The 24,617-nt window shown below is 33.8% G+C and carries 25 protein-coding genes, 1 tRNA gene and 1 pseudogene; 16 read left to right on the forward strand and 11 right to left on the reverse strand.

What is annotated here, in order from left to right:
* Positions 1-291: 291 nt before the first annotated feature.
* From CHHT_RS09330 to CHHT_RS06775, 6 genes and pseudogenes are all read left to right on the forward strand, one after another.
* Positions 292-2,250 (forward strand): annotated as a pseudogene (locus CHHT_RS09330) (DUF4910 domain-containing protein); the annotation flags it as partial.
* Complete coding sequence (locus CHHT_RS06755) at positions 2,234-3,262, forward strand: Rossmann-fold NAD(P)-binding domain-containing protein (RefSeq protein ID WP_034963345.1); 1,029 nt, start codon at positions 2,234-2,236, stop codon at positions 3,260-3,262. The pseudogene CHHT_RS09330 and the gene CHHT_RS06755, both read left to right, overlap by 17 nt.
* A 10-nt stretch (positions 3,263-3,272) precedes the next feature.
* Complete coding sequence (locus CHHT_RS06760) at positions 3,273-3,503, forward strand: acyl carrier protein (RefSeq protein ID WP_034963347.1); 231 nt, start codon at positions 3,273-3,275, stop codon at positions 3,501-3,503.
* On the forward strand, positions 3,493-5,007 hold the full coding sequence (locus CHHT_RS06765) for an AMP-binding protein (protein ID WP_034963348.1): 1,515 nt from the start codon (positions 3,493-3,495) through the stop codon (positions 5,005-5,007). The genes CHHT_RS06760 and CHHT_RS06765 overlap by 11 nt, the downstream gene beginning before the upstream one ends.
* Entirely contained in the window at positions 5,004-5,711 is a 708-nt protein-coding gene (locus tag CHHT_RS06770; RefSeq protein WP_051663781.1) for an alanine racemase, read from the forward strand. The genes CHHT_RS06765 and CHHT_RS06770 overlap by 4 nt, the downstream gene beginning before the upstream one ends.
* 73 nt (positions 5,712-5,784) lie before the next feature.
* Positions 5,785-6,198, forward strand: coding sequence for a type III PLP-dependent enzyme domain-containing protein (locus CHHT_RS06775; RefSeq protein ID WP_051663782.1), 414 nt, complete (start codon positions 5,785-5,787; stop codon positions 6,196-6,198).
* 119 nt (positions 6,199-6,317) lie between these two features.
* Here the strand turns inward: CHHT_RS06775 and CHHT_RS06780 are convergent, their stop codons facing one another.
* From CHHT_RS06780 to mraY, 5 genes are all read right to left on the reverse strand, one after another.
* Entirely contained in the window at positions 6,318-8,528 is a 2,211-nt protein-coding gene (locus CHHT_RS06780; protein WP_034963350.1) for a hypothetical protein, read from the reverse strand.
* Positions 8,529-8,532: 4 nt separating this feature from the next.
* Positions 8,533-8,904: a DEAD/DEAH box helicase family protein gene (locus tag CHHT_RS06785; protein ID WP_074898817.1), complete on the reverse strand. Its 372-nt coding sequence runs from the start codon at positions 8,902-8,904 to the stop codon at positions 8,533-8,535.
* A 114-nt stretch (positions 8,905-9,018) separates the two neighbouring features.
* Positions 9,019-9,094, reverse strand: a tRNA-Phe gene (locus tag CHHT_RS06790).
* Between the two features lie 92 nt (positions 9,095-9,186).
* Positions 9,187-10,389: a UDP-N-acetylmuramoyl-L-alanine--D-glutamate ligase gene (murD, locus tag CHHT_RS06795; protein ID WP_034963353.1), complete on the reverse strand. Its 1,203-nt coding sequence runs from the start codon at positions 10,387-10,389 to the stop codon at positions 9,187-9,189.
* A gap of 3 nt (positions 10,390-10,392) precedes the next feature.
* The gene (gene mraY / locus CHHT_RS06800) at positions 10,393-11,457 is read right to left on the reverse strand and encodes a phospho-N-acetylmuramoyl-pentapeptide-transferase (RefSeq protein WP_034963355.1); all 1,065 of its coding nucleotides are present in this window, start codon (positions 11,455-11,457) and stop codon (positions 10,393-10,395) included.
* Between the two features lie 97 nt (positions 11,458-11,554).
* Here mraY and gpmI point away from each other — a divergent pair, with 97 nt between their 5' ends.
* From gpmI to accA, 7 genes are all read left to right on the forward strand, one after another.
* Positions 11,555-13,018 (forward strand): 2,3-bisphosphoglycerate-independent phosphoglycerate mutase, encoded by a 1,464-nt coding sequence (gpmI, locus tag CHHT_RS06805; RefSeq protein ID WP_034963357.1) that lies wholly within the window; start codon positions 11,555-11,557, stop codon positions 13,016-13,018.
* A 115-nt stretch (positions 13,019-13,133) separates the two neighbouring features.
* Positions 13,134-13,670 (forward strand): AEC family transporter, encoded by a 537-nt coding sequence (locus CHHT_RS06810; RefSeq protein ID WP_051663783.1) that lies wholly within the window; start codon positions 13,134-13,136, stop codon positions 13,668-13,670.
* Complete coding sequence (locus CHHT_RS06815) at positions 13,639-13,965, forward strand: AEC family transporter (RefSeq protein WP_051663784.1); 327 nt, start codon at positions 13,639-13,641, stop codon at positions 13,963-13,965. The genes CHHT_RS06810 and CHHT_RS06815 overlap by 32 nt, the downstream gene beginning before the upstream one ends.
* 53 nt (positions 13,966-14,018) lie before the next feature.
* Positions 14,019-14,762: a 3-oxoacyl-ACP reductase FabG gene (gene fabG / locus CHHT_RS06820; RefSeq protein WP_034963359.1), complete on the forward strand. Its 744-nt coding sequence runs from the start codon at positions 14,019-14,021 to the stop codon at positions 14,760-14,762.
* A 59-nt stretch (positions 14,763-14,821) separates the two neighbouring features.
* Entirely contained in the window at positions 14,822-15,055 is a 234-nt protein-coding gene (gene acpP, locus CHHT_RS06825) for an acyl carrier protein (protein WP_034963361.1), read from the forward strand.
* Between the two features lie 24 nt (positions 15,056-15,079).
* The gene (locus tag CHHT_RS06830; RefSeq protein ID WP_034963363.1) at positions 15,080-16,294 is read left to right on the forward strand and encodes a beta-ketoacyl-ACP synthase II; all 1,215 of its coding nucleotides are present in this window, start codon (positions 15,080-15,082) and stop codon (positions 16,292-16,294) included.
* On the forward strand, positions 16,294-17,229 hold the full coding sequence (accA, locus tag CHHT_RS06835) for an acetyl-CoA carboxylase carboxyl transferase subunit alpha (protein ID WP_034963365.1): 936 nt from the start codon (positions 16,294-16,296) through the stop codon (positions 17,227-17,229). The genes CHHT_RS06830 and accA overlap by 1 nt, the downstream gene beginning before the upstream one ends.
* A gap of 25 nt (positions 17,230-17,254) precedes the next feature.
* Here the strand turns inward: accA and CHHT_RS06840 are convergent, their stop codons facing one another.
* The 3 genes from CHHT_RS06840 to prfB form a co-directional block, all read right to left on the reverse strand.
* A complete protein-coding gene (locus tag CHHT_RS06840) occupies positions 17,255-17,653 on the reverse strand; it encodes an SEL1-like repeat protein (RefSeq protein ID WP_104064351.1) in 399 nt (132 codons plus the stop codon).
* A 175-nt stretch (positions 17,654-17,828) separates the two neighbouring features.
* Positions 17,829-18,152 carry a hypothetical protein gene (locus tag CHHT_RS06845; RefSeq protein ID WP_034963369.1) on the reverse strand — a complete coding sequence of 108 codons (324 nt, stop codon included), beginning with the start codon at positions 18,150-18,152 and terminating at the stop codon, positions 17,829-17,831.
* Positions 18,153-18,183: 31 nt separating this feature from the next.
* A complete protein-coding gene (gene prfB / locus CHHT_RS06850) occupies positions 18,184-19,287 on the reverse strand; it encodes a peptide chain release factor 2 (protein ID WP_034963371.1) in 1,104 nt (367 codons plus the stop codon).
* Positions 19,288-19,444: 157 nt separating this feature from the next.
* On the opposite strand from prfB, the gene panC reads away from it, so the two are divergent.
* From panC to tilS, 3 genes are read left to right on the forward strand one after another with little or no spacing between them, the layout of a single operon-like run.
* A complete protein-coding gene (gene panC, locus CHHT_RS06855; RefSeq protein ID WP_074898818.1) occupies positions 19,445-20,266 on the forward strand; it encodes a pantoate--beta-alanine ligase in 822 nt (273 codons plus the stop codon).
* Position 20,267: 1 nt separating this feature from the next.
* On the forward strand, positions 20,268-21,575 hold the full coding sequence (gene rimO / locus CHHT_RS06860) for a 30S ribosomal protein S12 methylthiotransferase RimO (protein ID WP_034963373.1): 1,308 nt from the start codon (positions 20,268-20,270) through the stop codon (positions 21,573-21,575).
* A complete protein-coding gene (gene tilS / locus CHHT_RS06865) occupies positions 21,565-22,581 on the forward strand; it encodes a tRNA lysidine(34) synthetase TilS (RefSeq protein WP_232051114.1) in 1,017 nt (338 codons plus the stop codon). The genes rimO and tilS overlap by 11 nt, the downstream gene beginning before the upstream one ends.
* Here tilS and CHHT_RS06870 read toward each other — a convergent pair.
* The 3 genes from CHHT_RS06870 to CHHT_RS06880 are packed head-to-tail and all read right to left on the reverse strand — an operon-like array spanning position 22,511 to position 24,580.
* Positions 22,511-23,080: a hypothetical protein gene (locus CHHT_RS06870; RefSeq protein ID WP_051663785.1), complete on the reverse strand. Its 570-nt coding sequence runs from the start codon at positions 23,078-23,080 to the stop codon at positions 22,511-22,513. The genes tilS and CHHT_RS06870 overlap by 71 nt on opposite strands.
* Positions 23,073-23,594 (reverse strand): hypothetical protein, encoded by a 522-nt coding sequence (locus CHHT_RS06875; protein ID WP_034963376.1) that lies wholly within the window; start codon positions 23,592-23,594, stop codon positions 23,073-23,075. The genes CHHT_RS06870 and CHHT_RS06875 overlap by 8 nt, the downstream gene beginning before the upstream one ends.
* Positions 23,591-24,580, reverse strand: coding sequence for a DUF8341 domain-containing protein (locus CHHT_RS06880; RefSeq protein WP_034963377.1), 990 nt, complete (start codon positions 24,578-24,580; stop codon positions 23,591-23,593). Before CHHT_RS06880 ends, CHHT_RS06875 begins: the two co-directional genes overlap by 4 nt.
* Positions 24,581-24,617: the final 37 nt, after the last annotated feature.

Below are 24,617 nucleotides of genomic sequence, written 5' to 3' on the forward strand. Positions count from 1 at the left end.
CTTGACTATCTTTATTACTGAATTTTCTTTATGATTATTTTATATCCCTAAGCAATTTTATAGATAAATTTATTTATAATACGAAATTAAAATAATACAAAATCAAGTTAGACGATGGAAAAACTAGACAATCATATACTCAACAAGATTTAGAAAATGCCCTTAAAAGTGTCGGTATAAATAAAGACGATACAATCATGGTTCATTCAGGTCTTAGCCGTTTAGGTGTGCTTATGCAAGGCGTCAAGAATGCTAATGAACTATCTGCTACTATAATTAAAAGCACTACAAAATGTTGTAGGACCAAATGGCACAATTGTCGTTCCAACCTTTACATATTCATTAGGAAAAGGCGAAATTTATGATCCAAAAACCACGCCTTGTCCGTTAATGGGGCAGTTTAGCGAGTATTTTTGGAGACTTCTAGAAGCTAAAAGAAGCTTAGATCCATTTTTATCAGTTGCTGCTATAGGACCTAGGGCAGATGAGCTTACAAAAGTAGTAGCAAACACATCCTTTGGAAAAGACTCATTTTTTGATCGCTTTACAAAAATAGGGGGGGGTACTAAACTTCTTACGATCGGCGTTGAACTACGGTGGGCAACTATACTTCACGCTTACGAAGAAGAATTTAAAGTACCTCATAGATATAAGAAATTTTTTGTTGGCAAAATACGCAAGAATAACACTGAGCATAAAATTTCATGGATTTACAATGTACGTCCATATATTACAAACGCATATCCTACATTTAAGGTAATAACAGATAAGGCTATACAAACAGGTATAATCAAAACAGCAACTATTGGCAAAGGTGTTATACACGCCACAAAAGTTAGCGAGTATAGGGATTTTGCTCTAAAAGAATTTAAAACAAATCCTTGGATCACAGCAATTGGTTCAAAATGCGATCTAGCAAAAGCCGAAAAACTACGCACTGGTGAGCAAAAATTTGATATAAAATTAGACAGTACCGACATAAAAGAGTTAGCAGATAAACTCTATAATCTACCACGAGATCTAGTAAGCGACGGCTATGATACAGCGATAAATGCTATAAAAAACAAATTTAAATCTATCAAAATTCACTCATACCCTAGTGACACACAAGCATTTACATGGATAGTTCCAGAGCGTTGGATATGTCATAATGCTGGACTTTATGATACGCAAGGAAATGAGATATTTTCCACAAAGCAAAATGGCTTGCATGTTATGCGTTATTCGCTACCACTTGATAAAGAAGTAAGTCGCAAAGAGCTTTTTGATCATCTTTATACGCCTGGAAAATGGGCAAATGACCAAAAAAATGCCGTTGCATATGCTTTTAAATTTTATGAGCGAGACTGGGGACTTTGTTGTTCAAATGAGCAAAAATCACGCCTAAATGACGAACGCTACCGCGTCAAAATCGACTCAGTTTCAAGCTATGGCGAACTAAAAGTAGGCGAATGGCACATACAAGGCAAAAGCAGCAAAACTATCATTCTTTGTGAGCATCTTGATCATCCATATCAGTTTAATGATGATTTAAGTGGTGTTATTACAGGGCTAAAAGTCATGGAATCACTTGCTAAACATAAAGAGTTACGCTACTCTTACAAGCTGCTTCTTTTGCCAGAAACCATTGGCTCTGCGTGTTATCTTTCACACAATGAAAAAGAGTGTAAAGATATAATAGGTGGTATTTTTTTAGAAGTTTTAGCAACTAATCATCAATTACATCTAATGCACTCAAACACACCAGACTCTTATTTTGACACTATTGCCACCCTACTTTTTAAGCAAAATGGATTAAGCATTGGTGATTTTGTAGCACCTGGACAGTTATTAAATGATGAGCGTATGTTTAATGCCCTAAATATACCTATGATAAGCATTCAGCGTATTGGCAAAAATAATACATATTACCCACAGTATCACACTGATCAAGACACGCCTAAAAATGCAAATTTTAAAAATCTTGATTTGGCTATCAAATTTATCTTAAATTTGATAGATATAGTAGAAAATGACGCTATGTTTATAAGAAATTTCAAAGGTGAGCTTTTTGTAAGTAGCATAGATGAGCTTGAATACTCTAAAGACAGTCGGTATATCAGAGAGCTGACATTTTGCAACGAACAAAATTTAAGCCAAATAGCAGTTAAAAAGAATTTAGATTTTAGAGAGTTATTGCGCGTTGCACAAATTTTAAAAAGGACAAATTTAGCAAGTTTAGAGGATGTAAAATATGATTTATATCGATGAAAAAACCACAGCAAAATACCTAAATATCACCAACTGCGTAAAAAGCATACAAAAAATGTATAAAATCATGCAAACAAAAGATTACGCAATGGGTGGAAAAAACGCAAATAATCACGGAATGCGTATAAGTTTCCCAAGAGATAAACACACAAACAATACATTTATCGCAATGCCTGGTTTTCTTGGCGGTGAGTATCAAGTAGCAGGACTAAAATGGCACGGACCAAATATCCGCGGCTCTACACGCGGCACTACAAACTATACACTTATATTAAATAAGCCAAATACCGGCGCACCAATAGCTTTTTTTGAGGCAAATTTACTTACGTCTTATAGGACAGCTGCACTTAGTTTATATGCCACAACGCTTTTAAAACAAGCACAAACAATCAATAAGGTAGGACTCATTGGCGGCGGTGAAATTCATACTATATTTTTGCAAGGTCTTTTGGAGTTATATCCAAATATAAATTTAATAAAAATTAAATCAAAAACCGAAAGCGGAGCAAACAAATTTATCTCATATTTTAAGAAATTTAAATTTCGCTTTGAGATTTGCAAAAATGTCAATGCCGTACTTGATGATAGTGATTTAATAAGTGTAAATCCAGGCTTTGACTTTGACTCTCTTAGCCAGATGCCACTACTTCGCACTAAATATCTTAAAGAAAATGCACTTGTTTTATGCCTGAGCTATGCAAAATTTAGCGATGAATTTTTGATAAATGGCGCAATAAAAGTAGCAGATAATTTTGCTATGTATGAAAGCTACTTAGCAGAGTTTGGCTATCCTGTTTATCCTAAATTTTCATCTCTTGGCTCACGCTTTATAGACCTTGTATATGATAGACGAGTTAAACCAGGTGAGATTGTAGATATAGTAGATATTTTAAACAATACTAAAAATGAAATTTTAACTAAAAATAAACCGGTAGTATTTGCAAGTGGCGGTATGATAACAGAAAATATTGCTGTAGCATGCGATTTACTTAAAGAAATAAAAATAAAATAAAGGAAAAAATATGCAAGAAATTATAGAAATTTTACAAACCGTAAGAAACGACATAGATTTTACAAATGCTACAAAACTAGTAAGTGATGGTATTATCGATAGTTTTGATATACTTCAAATAGTTATGGAACTAGAAGAAAAATTTGATATCCAAATAGAGCCACAATACATAGAACCAGAAAATTTTAACTCAGCCAAAGCCATAAAAGAGATGATAGAAAAGCTAAAAAATGCTAAATAATGTAAGTGAATTTTTAGATGCAAGTGTAAAAAAATATCCAAACAAAATAGCATTTATAGATGAAAATGATACGATAAGCTATGCAAAATTACAAGTAGGCGCAAAGAAATTTGCTAGCTATTTACTAAATCTTAGTATCAAACCAAATAGCGCAGTTGTGTTTTTTATGCCAAAGTCGCTTGATGCGGTGCAAGGAATTTTTGGCTGTCTTTATGCGCGAGTTTGCTATAGCTTTTTTGAGGTTAATCTACCTGCTAAACGCTTGATCGATATGCTTAGCGTTCTTAAAGCACCACCAATTATCACAACAAAAGAGCACTACACAAAGGCATATGAAATTTTTAACCAAAATTATAAAAATCACAATGTAAAAATTATCTTGATTGATGAGTGTCTTAAAGCACCATTAAATAACAATGGACTAACTGAAATTTCACACACTTATCAAGCAACAGATGCTCTTAGCATAGTTTTTACAAGCGGAAGTACAGGCATACCAAAAGGTGTGGTAAAAAGTCACGCAAATATCTTATACTTTACTCCGACATTTGTTAGCACACTAAAACTTAACAGTGATGAAATTTTAGCAAATCAAGCACCATTTGATTTTGATGTTGCAGCAAAAGATATATACTGTGGCGTGTATGTTGGTGCTAGCGTATTACTGCTAAATCAAAAGGATTTTACAAAGCCAACGACGCTAATCGATAAGCTAATAAAATTTAATGTAACTACGCTAATTTGGGCGGTTAGCGCACTTTGTTTACTTAGCGCATTTAGGGTGTTTAATTATAAAATACCAAATCAAATTTCAAAAGTATTTTTTAGCGGAGAGATAATGCCACTAAATCACCTTAAAACCCTGCAACACTATCTTCCAAATGCAAAATTTGTAAATTTATATGGACCAAGTGAGATAACTTACAACTGTACATTTTATGAAGTGCCAAAAGAGTATGGGTGTATTACTACTTTACCGATAGGAAAAGCATTTAAGGGGCAGAAAGTATTTTTACTAAGCGATGACACAAAACAGATAAATGAAGTTGGCAAAATAGGTGAAATATGTGTAAGCGGACCAAATGTAGCACTAGGATACTGGTGCGAAAACGCAAAGAGCAATGAGGTTTTTATACAAAATCCACTAAATAAAAGCTATTTTGAGCGTATTTATAAAACTGGCGATCTTGGGGTGCTAAACGATAATGGCGAGTTAGTATATGTAGGACGCAAAGATTTTATGGTAAAACATATGGGACATCGCATAGAACTATCTGAGATAGAATTAGCCGCACAAAAACTTGCAGAACGTGCATGTGCGATATTTAAGAATTATAAAATAAATTTATTTTTTACAGGAGTATGCGATGAGAGTGTGCTTATGGGTGAACTTAAAAAAAATCTACCAACATATATGCTACCAAATAAGCTTATACGATTAGAAAAATTTACACTAAACACGCACGGTAAAATAGACAGAAAAATCTTAGAGGATATGCTATGAATGATGAAAATTTATTACAAGTCGCTACAAAATACGGTACGCCAAGCTATCTTTTTGATCTAAATTCGCTAGAAAATAGACTAACTGCGATAAAAGAAATTTTAGATAATAAATACGAGTTGTGCTATGCAATGAAGGCAAATCCATTTTTGCTAAATTTTATGCAAAATAGCGTTGATGTCATAGAGGTCTGCTCACCTGGCGAATTAGAAATTTGCATAAATTTAAAGATAAATCCAACTAAAATAATTTACTCTGGCGTAGTAAAAACAGAACAAGATATCAAACGCGCATTAGACTTTAAAGTAGGTATATTGACAGCTGAATCGCCAAACCAGCTTTTGCTTATAAATCGCATAGCAAATGAATATGGCATAAAAGTAAATGTGATTTTGCGTTTAAGTGCATGGGGACAATTTGGCATGCGTAGGAGCGAACTTGTAAAAGCGTTTCAAAATGCAGATAAATATACAAATGTAAATTTTGTAGGTTTGCATTACTATGCTGGAACACAACGCAAGAAAATGGATTTAATCAAAGATGATTTAGATAAAATTTTTAGCTTACGAAGCGAAATTAGCCAATTTATTAAATCTGAAAATTTTTTGATCGAATATGCACCAGGACTTGGGGTAAGTATATTTGAAAACGATGATTTTAATGACACTTTAGGTAATTTAAAATGCTTAAAAAAAAATACTTGATGGATACAACTTTAAAAATGATATTGTCCGTATCGAGCTAGGCAGATTTTTTGTGCAATACTGCGGATATTATTTGGCTAAAATTTTAGATGTTAAAACCACCGACATAGGAGATTATGTTTTACTTAATGGCGGGATAAATCATCTAAATTTTTACGGCTCTGTTATGGGAATGAAAGTCCCTATAATGCGTCATTTAACAATAAATGCAAAAAATGGATCTAAAAAAGATTATAGTATTTGTGGAGCATTATGCACAGCAAATGATGTTTTAGTAAGGCGTAAAACATTGCAAAATCCACAAATAGGCGATTTGATTGTTTTTGAAAATGCTGGTGCATACAGTGTCAGCGATGGCATATCTCTATTTTTAAGTCATACCTTGCCACGCATTTTACTTCTACAAAAGAACAAGGAAATGATAATCGCAAGGGATTTTAAAGAGACATTTTGGTTAAATTTCGCTTTGCCTTTAGATGAAAAGTAAAGTAGAAAAACACTTTAAATTTTCTTTATCTTTAGAAACAACCTATAGATGACATTTATTTTTAAAAGGCATTATCATAAATTAAAATGCCTTTTAGTAACACACGCGTTTTTTATCCTTTAAAACACGCTTGCTATCTCATCAAATTTGATTCGCCATTTTTTATATTCATCAGGCACATCGGTTGTATCATTTACCACACGGCATACGATTTGCAAATTTATGCCATCTTTGTAGTAGGTCTTGCTCTCATCAAAGATTTTTTTGTAGCCATCTATCTTGTGCTGCCACTCGCTAAATACAAGCCCCTTTGGATCAAGCAAAACTATCTTTTGCGTATCGCCTTTTTGCGCCCAAAATATAAAATCAGGGTGAAATTTATGCCCTTTTGCGTCCTTGATATATGGCACATAGATATTATCAAGACTCTCATCATTTCGGCTAAAAAACCACCATTCATACTTGTTATTAAGCACTGGCGTAAGTCTTTTTATGTGTTTTAAAAATTTAGTTTCACTCTCATCGTCTATGATGTGACTTATCCACGCAAATTTATTTTCACTATGTAAAACAGGCATAAAGTAGTGAGAGATAAAGTCAGGATCTATCGTTACGCCTTTATAGTTTTCATCTATTAGCCTTATTGATTTTATTTTAGCCTCTAATCCGTCCTTATACTCATCATCTACGCCGATATGTTTAAAATGCACTATCTCATCATCAAGCTTTTTAAATTCACTAAATTTCTCGCTATTTATCTTCAAATTTCGTGCGATTTTATCCATTAGATTTTGGCTATTTTTATGATCCATTTTCTCATCAGTGCCAAATTTGTTTTGCCCCACTAGCCCTCTTATCTCATCTATCTTTGATCTACCAGTTATGCCGTATTTTAGAGCGATTAGAGCATTTTTCATATTTTTAGTGATGCTTGTGAGATAGTCTTTATTTTGGCTACTCATCTTTATGGTGCTATCTTTATCTATCTCATTTAAAGCTACTTTAAAAGGCTTATAAACGGGGATAAATAGCCTTTTCTCGCCTGTTATGCGTTCGTTTTTACTTAGGGCTATTTCACTTTTTTTGCTTACACTTTTGCTTAGCTCTTTTTGTGCATTTACTATCGCTTCTACCCCCTCTTTTGTAGTAGAAAATATAAAAAGACTCTCAAGCATCAAGGCTGATTTTTTATATTTTTCTTTTTCATTATCGCTTATGGCTATGTAGTTTAGCCTTTTTCTAGCTCCGCCAATGCTTTGCACTCTTAGCCCACGCCCAAGACTTTGCACTAAAAATTTCTGTGCATCGCCAGAACCTATGTTTAAAAACAACATAACATTTGGTCTAGTGCTATCCCAGCCCTCATAAAATGTCCGCGAACCAAGCAAGATATTTATGCTATTTTCATTGATATTTTTAAAATACTCTTTGTTTTCAAAACTTCGTGTGATTTTTATATCGCTTAGTTTTTCTTTTATCCACGGCATTATATCGCCAAATTTGACTAGCAAAAACGGTTTATCTGCAGTATCAAGCTTAAATGCTATCTCGCCTACATTTTCAAAGTATATCGCTTCAAGGTTTCCGCTTTTTGCATAAAATACAAGCTCTAAAATTTCACTATTTGCTATGTTATAAACTTCATCGCTTAGCTCTTTAAAGCCTAAGATGTCATCATTGCTTTCATTATCGCTTATTAAAAATCTTGCCTTTTTTAGATCATCATAAAGCTCTGCTTTTGCCACGCTAAAAACATCATCAAGGTTTTTGTTTGCCACGCTTTTTATCGTGTTAAAAAGTATCTGTGCATCGCTCTCATCAGTATTTACAGAGTTTGCAAAGGCTACCATCATAGGATTATGATACGCCCCTTTTATTTTTAGTTTTTTACTTAGTGCTAGTAGTGTGATAGCCTTTAAAAGGGCTTTTTGGCGTTCAAACTCATCAAATTCGCTATTTGTTTTATAGCCATTAAGGTCGTTAAAATTTAGCATCCTTTTTCCATAGCCCATTTGCTGCCACTTTGCAAAGCTTATATCGCATATCGCCGTTACTTTGTTTTCATCACTTACAAATGTCGCTGAAAAGTTAAACAAAAAGCCATTTTTGCTCATTATATTAAAGATATTTTGGCGTTTTGAGTTCTCTTTTTGGCTAGTTTTTTTCTCGCCTTTGTGTGCTTCATCAAGGATTATATAGTTATTGGCGTTGTTAAGATAGTTTTCGTAGTCTATTTTATTTTCTTTCTCATCATCACTTAGCAAGTCCGCACGATATGCCCATACATTTATTTCATCAAATAGTGAGTTTTCACTGCTGTAATTTTTCAAGCTATCAACACAAATTTGCCTTTTTTGCACTCTTGTTATAAAGCTCTACTTCATCTTTAAATTTTTGCAGTAAATGCTCATTTGCGGTAAAAAACATTATGTTTTTCTTTGGGATTAGATTTTCACTCATAGCCTTTGAAAGTAGCTCTATTAGCTTTATTATTACGATAGTTTTACCGCTACCCATAGTCATATAAAAGCTCATTTTATTTATAAAATTTGCAAAGCTTATCACGCCTCTTTCATCATCGTAAAATGGCTTTAATATCTCGTTTTCGCTAAGCTCTTTGTCCAAATTTGGTGTTTCATATTTTTTATAAATTTCATATAGCTTTTCTTTATCGCCGTTAAAATCATTATAAAATTTAAAAAGCACTTTAAAGGCGTTTTTTAGCGATTCGCGCAGTCGCTCTTGCTTTGCAGATAAAGGAAAAAGAAGTAAATAAAAGTGATTATTTAAAAATAAAAGAAAGTTTATAAAAATATTAAATGGTGGTTAGAGGCAGAATCGAACTGCCGACACGCAGATTTTCAGTCTGCTGCTCTACCGACTGAGCTATCCAACCACCTAAAAAAGAAGTGTTATTATATTTACTTAATACTTAAAAATAGCTAAAAAGATGTAAAAATATCTAAATTTAATCATTAAATTTAGATATCAAAGAGAATTTATATATTTTTTAAACAGATCTCCACGCTCTGCGTAGCTTTTAAACTGATCTAAACTCGCACAAGCCGGGCTTAAAAGTCCTATTTCATTAGCATTCTTGCTCATATTTTCATCCATCTTTTTAACAGCTATCTCTAAAAACTCTGAGCGTTCGCAAGGTAGTCCAAATTTAAAGCAGAGATCCATTATTTTATCCGTATTTGATCCGATGGCATAAACACAAACATCAAAAGACCTAAGTGCTTCAAAAACAGCGCTTAGATCTACGCCTTTGTCATCTCCGCCTAAAATAATATGCAGCTTTTTACCCGCGTATCTTTTTAAAGCTTGAAGAGTAGCATCGATATTTGTCGCTTTTGTATCATCTACAAAAATCCTGCCGTATCTATCTTTAAATTCTTCTAATTTATGGGCTTCTATGACAAAATCATTCAAATGGCGAAAGCTTGTTACGCCAAAGATGAGCTTTTCGGTACAAAGTGCTAAAAGCGCATCCATCAAAAATGGTATTTTAAATTTAATCAAATCGATATCTATATCAAGTTTAATAGCCAGATCTTTCTCGTCTTTATAGCCGATGATTTTAGCCTTTGAAGGTCTATTTGCATAAATTTGCGGGACTATAGCTACACTTCCTTCTTTCATCATTGAAAGAGGCTTAAGCTTTGCTTCTTCATACTCGCTAAAACTTCCGTGCCACGAGAGATGATCAGGTGTAATAGGAAGCAAAATATAAATTTCAGGAGTCGCAAATTTAGTATGATGTAACGTAAAAGAACTAGTCTCTAATATCCATAATTTTGCTTTTAAATTTACCAAATTCGCAAGTGGAATTCCTACGTTTCCACCCATCACCGAACCTCTATTTTCTAAGAGCCACTGTGTCATTTTAGTGGTAGTAGTCTTACCATTCGTACCACTTATCCAGACTGATTTTGGGGCAATACTTGCAAAATAATCATACTCGCTCATCAAATTTCTAGCACTAATAATCAAAGCGTGATTTCTTGGAAATCCAGGACTTGGGATCTCAAGCTCACTTTTTAACGGATCAAATTTAGATGGGTTTAAAAGAGCATTTCCAAACTCATCAAAGCTGCTTTGCGTAAATTTATCATCATAGATATCAAAGCCGCCGCTTCTACAAAGAGCACTCGTAGTAAGCCCATAGCCAAATAGTGATTTTTTCATTATTTACCTTAGTTTTAGCGCAGTTAAAGCTATCAAATTTGCTAGTAGCGCTATCATCCAAAACCGAATTATGATCTTGTTTTCATTCCAGCCTTTTATCTCAAAATGATGATGGATAGGCGCCATCAAAAATATCCGTTTTTTTCTTATCTTAAAACTTCCTACTTGAAGTATTACCGACATAGTCTCCATCACAAACACAAAGCCGATGATGATGAGTAATATCTCGTTTTTTGTAGCGATTCCCATATATCCTATAAACGCACCGATACTAAGACTTCCACTATCACCCATAAAAACTTCAGCCGGATAACAGTTAAACCATAAAAATCCTAGCATTGCGCCTATCATAGCAGTAGCCAATATAAGAAGTTCGCCGACTCCTGCAAATTTAGGAAGTAAAAGGTATGAGCTATAAACCGCATTTCCCATCAAATAAGCAAAAACTCCAAGAGTAACAAGCGCAAAAATACTAGGCACGGTCGCTAATCCATCAAGTCCATCTGTCAAATTTACAGCATTTGAAGCTGAAACTAAAACCAATATCCAAAATAAAATCACGAAATAACTCATATCTAAAATAGGATGTTTATAAAATGGTATATAGAAGTTTCCATCTAAATCGCTAAAGAAAAATAGCAAGATCGCGCAAACAAGACCGATAATGATCTGAAAACTAAATTTAGCCCTAGCGCTAAGTCCAGCGTGATTATTTGCACCTAGGATTTTTGCTCTATCATCGATAAATCCTAAAGCCGAAAAACCACCTACTATGAGTAATCCGACGATTATAAAAGTATTGTCTAATTTTGCACTTAAAATAGTCGCGACTATAGCTGAAAATATAAAGATCACGCCCCCCATCGTAGGTATCTTGTTTTTCTTTTTATGAGACTGGGGTGCTAGTTCGTAAATGGGCTGATTTGCATTTTTACTCTTTGCCCAAGCTATAAATTTAGGCATCAGATATACGGTTAAAACAAATGCTATAAAAAAGCTTATTCCAGCTCTAACAGTGATGTAACTAAAGAAATTTATACCAAAAATACCAGAGAAATAATAAAACACTTTTTACCTTTATATAAAAGGTAAAATTATACAAAAGGATTGATAAAAATAAGTTAAAATTCAAAAATTGCTGGTAGAATTACGCAAAGGATTTTCAATGAATAAAAAATGTATTTTAGTCATAACAGACGGTATTGGCTACAATAAAAGCAATGATTTTAACGCATTTGCCGCAGCTAAAAAACCGACATATGATTACCTATTTAAAAATGTACCTATGAATTATATAAAAACAAGCGGTTTATCTGTCGGACTTCCAGAGGGTCAAATGGGAAATAGCGAAGTCGGACACATGACTATAGGAAGTGGGAGAATTTTATATCAAAATTTAGTCAAGATAGATAAGGCCATAGAAGATAAAAGCATCGAAAAAAATGAAGCTCTGCTAAATTTAATAAATAAAGTAAAAAGAGTTCATATCATCGGGCTTTATAGTGATGGAGGAGTTCACTCTCATTTAAGGCATTTTGATGAAATTTGTAAAATTTGCGAACAAAAAGGTCTGCAAACATACGCTCACGCTATCACTGATGGTAGGGACGTCAGCCCTACTTCTGGGCTAAATTTTATAAAGTCTTTAGAGAGCAAATTTAAGATCGCTAGTATAAGTGGCAGATTTTACACCATGGATAGAGACAAAAGATGGGATAGAGTAAAAACTGCTTATGAAACTATAGCAAACAATGCAAATTTAGTCCCAAATACTCCAAGCGATTATATACAAAAATCGTACGATAAAGAGATTTTTGACGAGTTTATAGAGCCTGCTAGTTTTATGGATTTTGGCGGGATAAGACAGGATGATGGGATCATTTTTATAAACTTTAGAAACGATAGAGCAAGAGAAATTTGCGCTGCTTTATCGCAAAGAAATTTTAGCGAATGGGAACGTGAAAACTTCTGTGAGAATTTGATCACTATGACAGAATATGATGCTAAATTTAGCTTTCCTATTATGTTTAAAAACGACGAGATAAAAGATACTTTAGCAGAGGTCATAGCTAAAAACGGTCTTACACAGCTCCATACTGCAGAAACTGAAAAATACGCGCACGTGACATTCTTTTTTAATGGTGGAAAAGAAGAGTTAGTACAAAACGAAACTAGGATCTTGGTGCCTAGCCCAAAAGTAAAAACATACGATGAAAAACCACAAATGAGTGCTTATGAAGTAACAGACGTAGTCGTAAAAGCACTAAATGACGGTATAGATTTTATCGTAGTAAATTTCGCAAATGGCGATATGGTAGGACACACAGGAAGTATAGAGGCTGCCACAAAAGCAGTTGAGGCAATAGATGAATGCCTTGGAAAAGTCATAAAAGCAGCCAAAGAAAACGGTTATGCTTACATACAAATCAGCGATCACGGAAACTGTGAAGCTATGAGAGATAAAAACGGCGACCCACTTACAAATCATACCACATTTGATGTTTTTGGATTTATCATAAGCGAAGGCGTAACGAGCGTAAAACCAGGCGGTTTAAGTAACATAGCGCCGAGCGTTTTAAAACTAATGGGATTAGAAATTCCAAGTGCGATGGATGAACCACTTATTTAAATATGAATGAGTTTTTCACTCTTCTTGGAAGTATAATCCCTCTTTATATATGTATATTTTTAGGCTTTATCTCTACTGCGGTTTTAAAATGCAGTAGAGAAACCGTAGCAAAGATTTGCTATTTATACTCTCACCGCTAGTCGTTTTTAACTCGGCTATGAACGTAAAATTTAACGCAAGTATAGCCATGATACCTATAACACTGTATTGTATAAGTATATTTATAGCTTTTTCATCTTTACCTATTTTTTTTAAGAGAATTTTTAGTGATAACAGAGCAAATTTACTCTCATTTAGCGTAGCGACTGGGAATTCGGCTTATCTTGGAATTCCTATAGCTTTACTTTTACTTAGCGATGAGCTAGTAGAGATCTTCATCTTTAGTACGTTAGGAGCTGTTTTTTACCAAAATACCGCTGGATATTTTATAACAGCAAAAGGAAATAGCAGCGTAAAACAAAGCTTGATAAAAGTCGCAAAACTACCTGTGATCTATGCATTTTTGCTCGGTATAGCTCTAAATAAATTTGGCGTTACTATGCCAGAAATGTTCTCAAATGTCTTTGGATACACTAAAGGCGCTTTGGCTATTTTTAGGTATGATGATAGTCGGTATAGGTATGGAAAAAATCATACAAGAAAAAGGATTTGATCTCAAATTTGTTTCAATTTCTATTTTTGTTAAATTTATAATTTGGCCGACTTTGATATGCATATTGATATTTCTAGATGCTAAATTTTTTGGATTTTTTGATAAAAATTTATATATCATATTTTTTATACTTTCTATAGTTCCACTTGCTGGAAACACGGTAACCATCGCGGCTTTGCTAAATGTTTGGCCGGCAAAAATGCTAGTTGCGGTATTTATTTCAACACTCATTTCACTTTTTAGCATTCCAGCGATGCTCTATTTTTATAGCTATTTTGAGAAATTTTTTATTTAAATTTAAATGATATAATTAAAACTTTAAATAATTTTACTTTCACAAGGAACAAAATGAAATTTAGCGGAACAAACGTACTAGTAACTGGCGGAAGTCGCGGCATAGGGGCTGAAATTTGTAAAACACTAGCTGATTTCGGACTAAAAGTTTGGATAAACTATAGAAGCAAACCAGAACTTGCAGACACATTAAAAGACGAAATAGAAAAAAATGGCGGTAAAGCTGCCGTAGTCAAATTTGACGCTTCAAACGAAGATGAATTTATAGAAGCCATAAACCTTATAGTTCAAACAGACGGTGAGCTTGGCTACCTTGTAAATAACGCTGGAATCACAAACGATAAACTTGCTCTTAGGATGAAAACTGAAGATTTTATGAGTGTGATAGATGCAAATTTAAAAAGCGCATTTATAGGCTCTCGTGAAGCACTAAAAGTTATGAGCAAAAAACGTTTTGGATCTGTTGTAAATATAGCTTCTATCGTCGGAGAAATAGGAAATGCCGGACAAACAAATTACGCTGCAAGCAAAGGCGGTATGATAGCTATGAGTAAATCTTTCGCAAAAGAAGGCGCTAGTAGAAATATAAGATTTAACTGCATAACTCCGGGATTTATCCAAACAGAAATGACCGAGGTTTTAAGTCAAGATGTAAAAGACGCTTATGTGACAAACATTCCTTTAAAAAGACTAGGAGATCCAAAAGAAGTTGCAAACTCGGTAGCATTCTTGCTTAGCGACTATGCAAGCTACATTACTGGGGACGTTCTTAAAGTCAATGGCGGCTTATATATGTAGAAAACTTTAAGCAAAAATATAGTATGATTCGAGACATTTTTATTTATTAGGAGAAAATTATGGCAGTATTTGATGACGTTAGAGACGTAGTTGTTGAGCAACTAAGTGTTGCACCAGATGCAGTTAAAATGGAATCAAAAATCATTGAAGATTTAGGTGCTGATTCACTAGATGTTGTTGAATTAGTTATGGCTTTAGAAGAAAAATTTGAAGTAGAAATTCCAGATAGTGAAGCAGAAAAATTAATAAGCATTTCTGATGTTGTAAATTATATAGATAGTATAAAAAAATAATTGCATACAATAAGGAGAGTAGCATTGAAAAGAGTCGTAGTAACTGGCATAGGTATGATAAACGCACTTGGTCTTGAAAAAGAGACGTCTTTTAAAAATATTTGCGATGGTAAAACCGGAGTTAAAAAGATAACCTTATTTGATGCTACTGATTTTCCAGTTCAGATAGCCGCACAGATCGATGGTTTTGATCCAACAACCGTCATGGAAGCAAAAGAAGTAAAAAAAGCCGATAGATTTATCCACCTTGGTTTACAAGCAGCCAATGAAGCTATGAACGATGCAAATTTTGGAGAATTTGATCCTGAAGAATTTGGTATAAGTTGTGCTGCTGGTATAGGCGGACTTCCAAATATCGGAAAAAACTCAAACATATGCTTAGAAAAAGGTCCTAGAAAAATTTCACCGTTTTTCATCCCTTCTTCACTTGTAAATATGCTAGGAGGATTTGTTAGCATAGCTCACAATCTAAAAGGTCCAAATTTATCTAGCGTAACTGCTTGCGCTGCATCTACTCACGGTATATGCGAAGCAGCAAAAACTATCATGATCGGCGAAGCAAGAGCAATGCTTGTCATTGGTGCAGAATCAGCCATATGTCCAGTCGGAATAGGCGGATTTGCAGCCATGAAAGCACTATCTACTAGAAACGATGACCCAGAGCACGCATCACGTCCGTTTGATAAAGAAAGAGATGGATTTGTGATGGGAGAAGGTGCAGGTGCTTTGGTACTTGAAGATTATGAGAGCGCAAAAGCTAGAGGTGCAAAAATATACGCTGAGTTAGTTGGATTTGGTGAGAGCGGAGATGCATATCACATGACAAGTCCTAGTCAAGATGGACCTGAGCGTGCTATGAAAAAAGCACTAGCTATGGCTGGCAATATAAAAATAGACTACATAAATGCTCACGGTACCTCAACATACGCAAACGACAAAAACGAAACCTCAGCAGTAAAAGCCATTTTTGGCTCAAATATACCTGCTATCAGCTCTACAAAAGGTCAAACAGGACACTGCTTAGGCGCTGCTGGAGCTATAGAAGCCGTTATTTCTATAATGGCTTTAAATAAAAGCATTATACCGCCTACTATAAATCAAATCGTAAGCGATGAAGAATGCGATCTAGATTACATACCAAATGTAGCTAGAAAAGCTGAACTAAATGCAGTAATGAGCAATTCTTTTGGATTTGGCGGAACAAACGGTTCTGTAATATTTAAAAAGCTGGAAAAATAATGGCTAGTTATCTGGACTTTGAAAAAAGTATCAAACAAATAGATGATGATATAGCTAACGCAAAGATCAGAGGCGATGAGCACGCAGTCGAAATTCTAAAAAAAAATCTTGAAAAAGAGATAAGTAAAACATACAAAAATTTAAATGAATTTCAAAGACTAGGCCTAGCTCGTCATCCTGATCGTCCATATACTCTTGATTATGTTAGGGCATTGCTTACAGATAGCTATGAAATACATGGAGATAGAGCGTTTAAAGACGATCCTTCTATAGTATGTTTTAGTGGCTACATAGGTGGTAAAAGAGTTATCGTGATAGGCGAACAAAAAGGTCGTGGTACAAAATACAAAATCATGCGAAATTTCGGTATGCCTCATCCTGAAGGTTATAGAAAAGCTCTAAGGATAGCAAAACTTGCAGAAAAATTTGAAATACCTATTATATTTTTGATAGACACCCCAGGAGCTTATCCGGGAGTCGGAGCAGAAGAGCGCGGACAAAGTGAAGCTATAGCAAGAAATCTTTTTGAGTTTAGCAACTTAAGAACTAGAACAATAGCCATAGTCATAGGCGAAGGCGGAAGCGGTGGAGCACTTGCCATAGGCGTAGCTGATCGCTTAGCTATGATGAAAAACTCTGTTTTTTCAGTCATATCTCCAGAAGGATGTGCCGCTATACTTTGGAACGATCCAACAAAATGCGAAGCCGCAACAAAAGCTATGAAGATAACAGCAGATGATCTAAAAGAATTAAATTTAATAGACGCGGTCATAGAAGAACCGATAATGGGTGCTCATAGAGATAAAGACGGTGCCATCAAAGCTATCGGAGCTTACATACTTAAAGAGCTTGAAGAGCTTGAAAAACTAAGTATAGAAGAAGTTTTAGATCAAAGAGTTAAAAAGATACTCTCGATCGGAGCCTACAGCGAATAAATTCCCCGCTAATAGCGGAGGAAATTTAACGTATCTTTTTACAGCTTTCCTTATCGCCGTTGTAGCAGGCTCTTTTATAAATATCTCGCGCTATTGATTCATTTTTCTCTACGCCAGTACCATTCTCAAACATATACGCTAACCTTAAACAAGCAGGTATATACCAAAACTTAGCACACGTATAGTCATAAACATTTGCAGCGTCGCCATACTTGGCTTGATCGTAAAAATAATCACCTAGCTCCTTGCAGCTTACTTTATTTCCAGCCTTACAATCGTTAGTTAGTTTCTCCTGAGCTGTTTGTAACAAAGTATCACGAGTATCTATGGTTTCATTTTTTACTAAAGTGCTATTTTTTGTAGCACTACATCCTGATAAAACAAATAAAAATAACGCAGAAATGCTAAAAATAGTTTTTTTCATATTTATCCTACATTCTACTATAGTTTATAGCCCAACCGATACGTAAATTTAAACTTTAAATTTAAATCTATATAGGCTAGGCTAAGCACATTATATTTAGACACCACCAACTTGATAAGCATCATTTTAAGATATCTCATCTGACAAATGATCGTCTAAACTAGCTTTTTAATCCTTACGCACGACCAATAATATAATATGTTTCCTTGCCATCTAGTTTTTTGATTTTAAATTTATATTTTAATGCCCATTCGCTAACGATATCATTAAAAGCTTTTTTGATCTCGTTGTCGTTTGATTCACATTTGATCTTAAAAACATCTTCGCTATTTGATATAGCTACAAAAGCAAAATGCAACTTTAACTTATCATTTAAATTTAAAATATGTGAAATTTCGTTTTCATCAAAATCACAAGCGGATAAAATCCTTTTTACTTGCTGCAACAAAGCATCATTTATATTGTATCCAAGACCTGTTAAGATCAAATCTAAACTCATTTTTTCTCCTTATTTTTTTGGGTTGTTAAATTTATTCATTAGTACTTTTTTGACTTATAAGAACAGCTTCTATTATCTTTTTTATATCACCATCAAGTATAGCATCTGTTTGGCTGTACGCTTCGCCGCTTCTATTGTCTTTGACTTGTTGATACGGGAAAAGCACGTATGAGCGTATCTGATGACCCCAGCCTATTTCACTTTTTTCTATGGCGTTATTTGCTTCTTGCTGTTTCATAAGCTCAAATTCGTAAAGCCTTGATTTTAGCATTTTCATAGCAGTAGCTTTGTTTTTATGCTGACTTCTGTCATTTTGGCACTGCACTACAATACCTGTTGGTATGTGAGTTATACGTACCGCGCTTTCTGTTTTATTTACATGCTGTCCGCCTGCTCCACTAGCTCTATAATAATCCAACCTAAGATCCTTATCTTCTATTTCTATAGCTATATCATCATCGACTTCAGGGCTTACCATTACACTTGAAAAGCTTGTATGGCGACGTCCTGCACTATCAAATGGGCTAGTTCTAACAAGGCGGTGGATACCATTTTCGGCTTTTAGATACCCATAAGCATTCTCGCCTTTTACGATAAAGCTTACATCTTTTAATCCAGCTTCATCGCCTTCTTGAAAGTCCAAAGTTTCGACTTTAAATCCTTCTCTTTCGCAAAATCTCAAATACATCCTATAAAGCATACTTGCCCAATCATTACTCTCTGTTCCACCTGCTCCTGGATGTATGCTAACTATGGCATTTTTGCTGTCGTCTTCACCACTAAGCATCATAGAAATTTCTAAATTCGTTATCTTATCTTCTAAGCTAGAAGCGTCATCAAAAAGTGAAGAAAGCGTCTCTTCATCGTTTTCGCTATTTGCTAATTCATAAAGATCAAGAGCATCATCCACAGCACTTTTTGCAGCTCTAAATTTATTTAACATACCGACTATTTTTGTCTTTTCTTTTTGTATTTCACTGGCTTTTTTAATGTCATTCCAAAAAGCAGGATCATTTTCTAAAGCCGTGATCTCACACAATCTTTTTTCTATAAACTCAGGCTTGACGATAGAGCTGATATTTTCTATTTTTGTATTTAGTTTTTTTAATAGTTCTGTGTATTCGTAATTGTCCAAATTTATTCCTTGAATTTTTCATAATTTTACCCTATTTTTGGTTAAAATTTAGTTATAGCTATTTTTGATTTTCATAAAATCAGAAGATTTAGTTAAAGCCCTTTAAGAAAATTATGCTAAAATAAGCGATTAAAAATTCTTTATAAAGAGCAGGAAAATGCAAATATTAAAAAGCGTAAGCGAAGTCTTAGAATGGCGCAAAAATGCTAAAGGAAGCGTCGGATTTGTCCCTACTATGGGAGCTTTGCACGGCGGTCACGCATCTTTAATCAAAAAATCAGTAGAACAAAATGACAATACAATAGTAAGTATTTTCGTAAATCCAACTCAGTTTTTACCAGGAGAAGATCTAAGCACTTATCCAAGAAATGAGGAAACAGATATAAAAATTTGTTCTCTTAGCGGTGCATCAGCCGTTTTCTTTCCTAAAGAGAGCGAAATATATGCAAAAGACGAACCATTAATACTAGCACCAAAACATCTCTCAAGTGTACTTGAGGGCGTTTTACGCCCAGGGCATTTTGATGGAGTATGCAGGGTTTTAAACAAATTTTTTAACCTCATCAGACCAGATAGAGCGTATTTTGGAAAAAAAGATGCTCAACAGCTTACTATCGTACAAAATATGGTAAAAAACTTCTTTTTAAATTTAGAGATTGTTCCGTGCGAGATAGTAAGAGGAGGTGATGGACTAGCACTTTCATCAAGAAATACATATCTTAGCGATAGTGAGCTTTGCTACGCACTCAAACTCTCAAGAGCACTTATGAAAGCTTCAAATTTAATAAAAGCAGGAGAGTTAAACTCAAAAGTCATAAAAACAGCTATGCAAGAGTCTTTGGAGCCTTTGAAGGTTGATTATGCCGAAATCGTAAATAGAGACTTTGAAACAATAGAAAAAGTCATTTTGGGAAATAGCATTATTTTAGTAGCAGCCTACGTAGGCAAAACCCGTCTTATAGACAATCTGTGGGTGTAGTATGCCAAACTTATATTTAGTCTCACTTGGATGCAATAAAAATCTAGTCGATAGCGAGATAATGCTAGGACGCCTTAGCTCATATGATATCGTTGATGACCCTAAAAATGCCGATGTTATGATAGTAAACACATGTGGTTTTATAGAGAGCGCAAAAGAAGAAAGCATAAGAGCTATACTTGAACTCGCAAGTTATAAAAAAGAAAATAGCGTACTAGTAGTCACAGGATGTTTGATGCAGAGATATCGTGACGAGCTTATGCGCGAGCTTCCAGAAGTCGATATATTTAGCGGAGTTGGAGACTATGCTAAGATAGATGAGCTTATCCTTAAAAAGCAAAGTTTATTTAGTCCTGAAATTTACTTACAAAAAAGCAATACAAAACGTATCATAACAGGGTCTAGCTACCACGCATACATAAAAATAGCCGAGGGTTGCAACCAAAAATGTAGCTTTTGCGCGATCCCTTCATTTAAAGGAAAACTTCAAAGCAGAAGCATAGAAAGTATAGCTGATGAGGTAAAAGCACTCATAAAAGACGGCTTTAGCGACTTTAGCTTCATCGCTCAAGACACTAGCTCATTTTTGCGAGATTTTGGTATCGAAAGCGGACTTATAAACCTCATAGACGAAATAGAAAAAATTGATGGCGTAAAGGCAGCTAGGATCTTATATCTGTATCCAACTACTGCTAGCCTCTCTTTGATAGAACGCATCATAGCTTCACATAAATTTGTGAATTATTTTGATATGCCTATCCAGCATATAAATGATGATATGTTAAAAATAATGCGTAGAGGCTCATCAAAAGAGCGCTTAAAAGAGCTTTTGACCAAAATGAGAAATGCAAAAGATAGCTTTTTACGAACAGGCGTTATCGTAGGACATCCTGGCGAAACCAAGGAGAGATTTGATGAATTATGCGAGTTTTTGAGTGAATTTAGATTTGATAGAATTTCAGCTTTTGCATATTCTAAAGAAGAAGATACTCTTGCTTACGAAATGGAACAAATAAGTCCAAAAACTATAACAAAAAGACTAAATAAAATAGAAAAAATCATCAAAAAAAGCATTGATGAGAGCTTCAAAAATCTACTAAATAAAACTATAAAAGTTCAAATAAATGGGATAAGCAGTGAGGGCGAAATGTTTTTTGGGGCTAAAAGTATAGTGTGGGATAGGGAAATAGACGGTGAAATTCTCATAAATGATACTCAAATAAAAGATCCTAAAGTGGGCGAAATTTATGATTGTTTGATCACGGATTTTCATGGCGATAAACTTTTAGGAACGATCATTGAGCATTAAACTATCAAATTTAGACGCGTTAAAAAATAAAAAATGTTTGCTAGCATTTTCACACGGAGTTGATAGTACAGCTCTTTTTTATCTTTTAAATGAGCTTGGTCTGGAATTTGACTTAGCTTTTGTAAATTACAAAACAAGGGCTGCGAGCGACTTAGAAGAAGCTAGCGCTAAAGAGCTTTGCTTGAAATTTAATAAAAAAATTTATATCAAAACCGCTCCTTTGGATCTAAAAAACGGCTCAAATTTTGAAAATACGGCGCGCGATATCAGGCATAGTTTTTTTGATGAAATTTGTATAAAATTTGGTTATAACTCACTCATCTTTGCTCATCAGCTAAATGACTGTTTAGAATGGTTTTTTATGCAACTTAGCAAGGGCGCTGGAATAGCAAACTTATGCGGCTTTGAACCGCTTGAAACTAAAATGGCTAAATTTGAAAATATCAAAAAGCAAATTAGTGTAGCTAGACCGCTTATAAATATAAGCAGAAATGAAATTCTAAATTTTTTAAACGAAAGAGATATCAAGTATTTTACAGATATTTCAAATTGTGATATTAAATTTAAACGAAACTATATGAGAACAAAATTTAGCGACGCTTTTATAAACGAGTTTAGCAAAGGAGTTGCAAAGAGCTTTGAGTTTTTAAGAAATGATAAAAAGATGCTTTTGGGAGAATTTATATATGATGATGGAGAGTTTTTCATAGTAAAAAAAAGTGAAAATTCGATAAATCTTATAGATAAAGCAGCCAAAAGACTAGGTGTTTTAATGAGCCAAAAATCAAGACTTTTGTGTCAAAAAAGCGACTGCGTGATGTCTCACAAGATCTGCATAGCTTCTAATGATACGCATTATTTCATATCGCCGCTGAACAAGCAAAAAATGGATAAAAAATTTAAAGAAGAGTGCAGAATACTAAAAATTCCACCACTTATAAGACCTTATCTTTACTCTCATCGGTCTCTTGTAGATCTGTTTCGCCCATATAAACTTTTATCTTAAAGCTTGTATCTATCCTATTTCCATCACTTTGCATAGAGATAGGAAAATCAACTTTTATTATGTTTTCATACTCATTTACAAAATTTAGAAAATTATAAAAATTTTGTGGACTCTTGATAGAACCAGTAACGTTTAACTCATATCTTAAAAATTTCTCGTCTTTGTTCTCTTTAGGAAGTCCAAATAGCTTTACATTGCTAAAAAATCTACCGGTCTGAGCTACGAATTTAATCTCGTTAAAACGGCTAGATATCGCGTCCAAAGGCTTTTCATTTTTTTGTTTTAGATTTTTTAGGTTTAAGTATTCGCCATTATAAACTTGCTCTATCTTATATAAATTTACTGCTTTATCATTATTATTTATCTTCGCATTTTTATAATCTTTTATACTTGGTACTAAAAAAGCAAAAACCATCACTATACAAACAACTATAAATAATAGTGCATAAAATAGCAACTTAAGGATATCTATCTCTTCTAAACTTCTATCTTTATTCATTAAATCCCTCTGAGTTTTCGATCTTATTTGTGCTAATAAAATTTAGCCAACCATTAGGCATTTGATAAAAAGTTGTGCTTGAAGATGAAAATATAGACTTCAAAGGAGCTTCCATAAGAAGTTGATAAGTATCTTTTGATGGTGTTACACCTTTTATAATGAGCAAATTTTTATCTAAAAAAACGTTATTTAGGGTTACTGAATCGGGCACTAAATCAAATAAATTCTGCAAGCTTTTTTTTAAAATATTGTTTGATGAATATATATTTAAAGCAGCGTCTCTCTTGCTAGTCAAAACTGCAATCTCTTTTTTGACTTCAGTGATCTGCGAAACTATACTATCATATTTTTCTTGCTTGGACTGGCTATTTGTATTTAGTGAGTAAGCACCAAATTTTATAGCTATATTTATACAAAAAAAGATAAAAACAACTGCAATTATAAGCATGATCCAAATTTTAGAAAACATAGAAAATATAGGCTTTAGTTTAGGTTTTATAAAACTATAACTCATACATTTAGCTCTCTTATCATTAATTCATTCATATCTTTTATAGTATCTACTTCGTTTATATAAGAATTTATCATCAACTCAGATTCTAAAATATCTATAAAACTTTTATCTAGTTTGTTGTTATCGTAGATGATTATCTTATCTATAAAATTACTATCGTACAGCTCATTTTTATAGTATTCATTTATAGCAGAACGAATGTTATTTAACAAAAAAGTCTCTTTTCCTATATCTCTGACTGACTCTTCTAGATCTCTTGTAGCACCTTCTTGAATATCTTCAAAATCATCTTTTTGCGAGTTTTTAACCACATTGCCCAGATCTTCTAGGCTATCTAATTCGTTGAATTTATCCTCTTCTTTAGAGATAATATTTTCGATATCTGTAGTATCCTCTGCTTTTAGCTCTTTTTCGTCTATTAAGTCATCAACTGTTTTAAAAGCTTTAAAAAATGCTGAAAACTGCATCTTTGTATCGTCAAATATCATCAAAGCAGAACTCTCTTTTAGACTATATACATATAAGATATTTTGATTTTTTTCAAGGTTATTTTTGATTTTCTCATACAATAGAGCAAATGGCGAATATATAAGATTTGGCTGCATATCATTAAAAAATGCTTGCATTTTTTCTATCTCATTTTTATATACGAAAATAGACCAGCCCCCAGCCATAGTTACTATATTTACCGAGTTATAATTTATATTGAATTTAGTATATCCATCTTTGGAGCTTACTGGTAAAGCCCAGTGTTTTGAATTATTTAAAAGCGTACCGACATAAGTCCAGTGAGCTAAATTTTCTTGATTTTTAAGATAAGCGTTAAAATTAGGATCGACTTTATAATTACTACAATCAAAAACCGCTTCTACAGTCTTTATAACTTTTCCGTTTTTGATGACTTGACCGTAAATTTGACACTCTTTATTTTCTGCTAAAACGCTTATATAAAGACTTGGCAAAAATTTTCTAATCCAAGAAGTCATATCTAACCTTAAATTTTGTTATGTATGGTATCAAATT

This window comes from Campylobacter hyointestinalis subsp. hyointestinalis, assembly GCF_013372145.1.
GTDB lineage: Bacteria > Campylobacterota > Campylobacteria > Campylobacterales > Campylobacteraceae > Campylobacter > Campylobacter hyointestinalis.

Excerpts from the sequence above, each read along its gene's own strand:
- CHHT_RS06755 (WP_034963345.1), top strand. The coding sequence starts at position 2,234 with ATGATTTATATCGATGAAAAAACCACAGCAAAATACCTAAATATCACC.
- CHHT_RS06760 (WP_034963347.1), top strand. The coding sequence starts at position 3,273 with ATGCAAGAAATTATAGAAATTTTACAAACCGTAAGAAACGACATAGAT.
- CHHT_RS06765 (WP_034963348.1), top strand. The coding sequence starts at position 3,493 with ATGCTAAATAATGTAAGTGAATTTTTAGATGCAAGTGTAAAAAAATAT.
- CHHT_RS06770 (WP_051663781.1), top strand. The coding sequence starts at position 5,004 with ATGAATGATGAAAATTTATTACAAGTCGCTACAAAATACGGTACGCCA.
- murD (WP_034963353.1), bottom strand. The coding sequence starts at position 10,389 with ATGAAAAAATCACTATTTGGCTATGGGCTTACTACGAGTGCTCTTTGT.
- gpmI (WP_034963357.1), top strand. The coding sequence starts at position 11,555 with ATGAATAAAAAATGTATTTTAGTCATAACAGACGGTATTGGCTACAAT.
- CHHT_RS06815 (WP_051663784.1), top strand. The coding sequence starts at position 13,639 with ATGGAAAAAATCATACAAGAAAAAGGATTTGATCTCAAATTTGTTTCA.
- fabG (WP_034963359.1), top strand. The coding sequence starts at position 14,019 with ATGAAATTTAGCGGAACAAACGTACTAGTAACTGGCGGAAGTCGCGGC.
- acpP (WP_034963361.1), top strand. The coding sequence starts at position 14,822 with ATGGCAGTATTTGATGACGTTAGAGACGTAGTTGTTGAGCAACTAAGT.
- accA (WP_034963365.1), top strand. The coding sequence starts at position 16,294 with ATGGCTAGTTATCTGGACTTTGAAAAAAGTATCAAACAAATAGATGAT.
- CHHT_RS06840 (WP_104064351.1), bottom strand. The coding sequence starts at position 17,653 with ATGAAAAAAACTATTTTTAGCATTTCTGCGTTATTTTTATTTGTTTTA.
- CHHT_RS06845 (WP_034963369.1), bottom strand. The coding sequence starts at position 18,152 with ATGAGTTTAGATTTGATCTTAACAGGTCTTGGATACAATATAAATGAT.
- panC (WP_074898818.1), top strand. The coding sequence starts at position 19,445 with ATGCAAATATTAAAAAGCGTAAGCGAAGTCTTAGAATGGCGCAAAAAT.
- rimO (WP_034963373.1), top strand. The coding sequence starts at position 20,268 with ATGCCAAACTTATATTTAGTCTCACTTGGATGCAATAAAAATCTAGTC.
- CHHT_RS06870 (WP_051663785.1), bottom strand. The coding sequence starts at position 23,080 with ATGAATAAAGATAGAAGTTTAGAAGAGATAGATATCCTTAAGTTGCTA.
- CHHT_RS06875 (WP_034963376.1), bottom strand. The coding sequence starts at position 23,594 with ATGAGTTATAGTTTTATAAAACCTAAACTAAAGCCTATATTTTCTATG.
- CHHT_RS06880 (WP_034963377.1), bottom strand. The coding sequence starts at position 24,580 with ATGACTTCTTGGATTAGAAAATTTTTGCCAAGTCTTTATATAAGCGTT.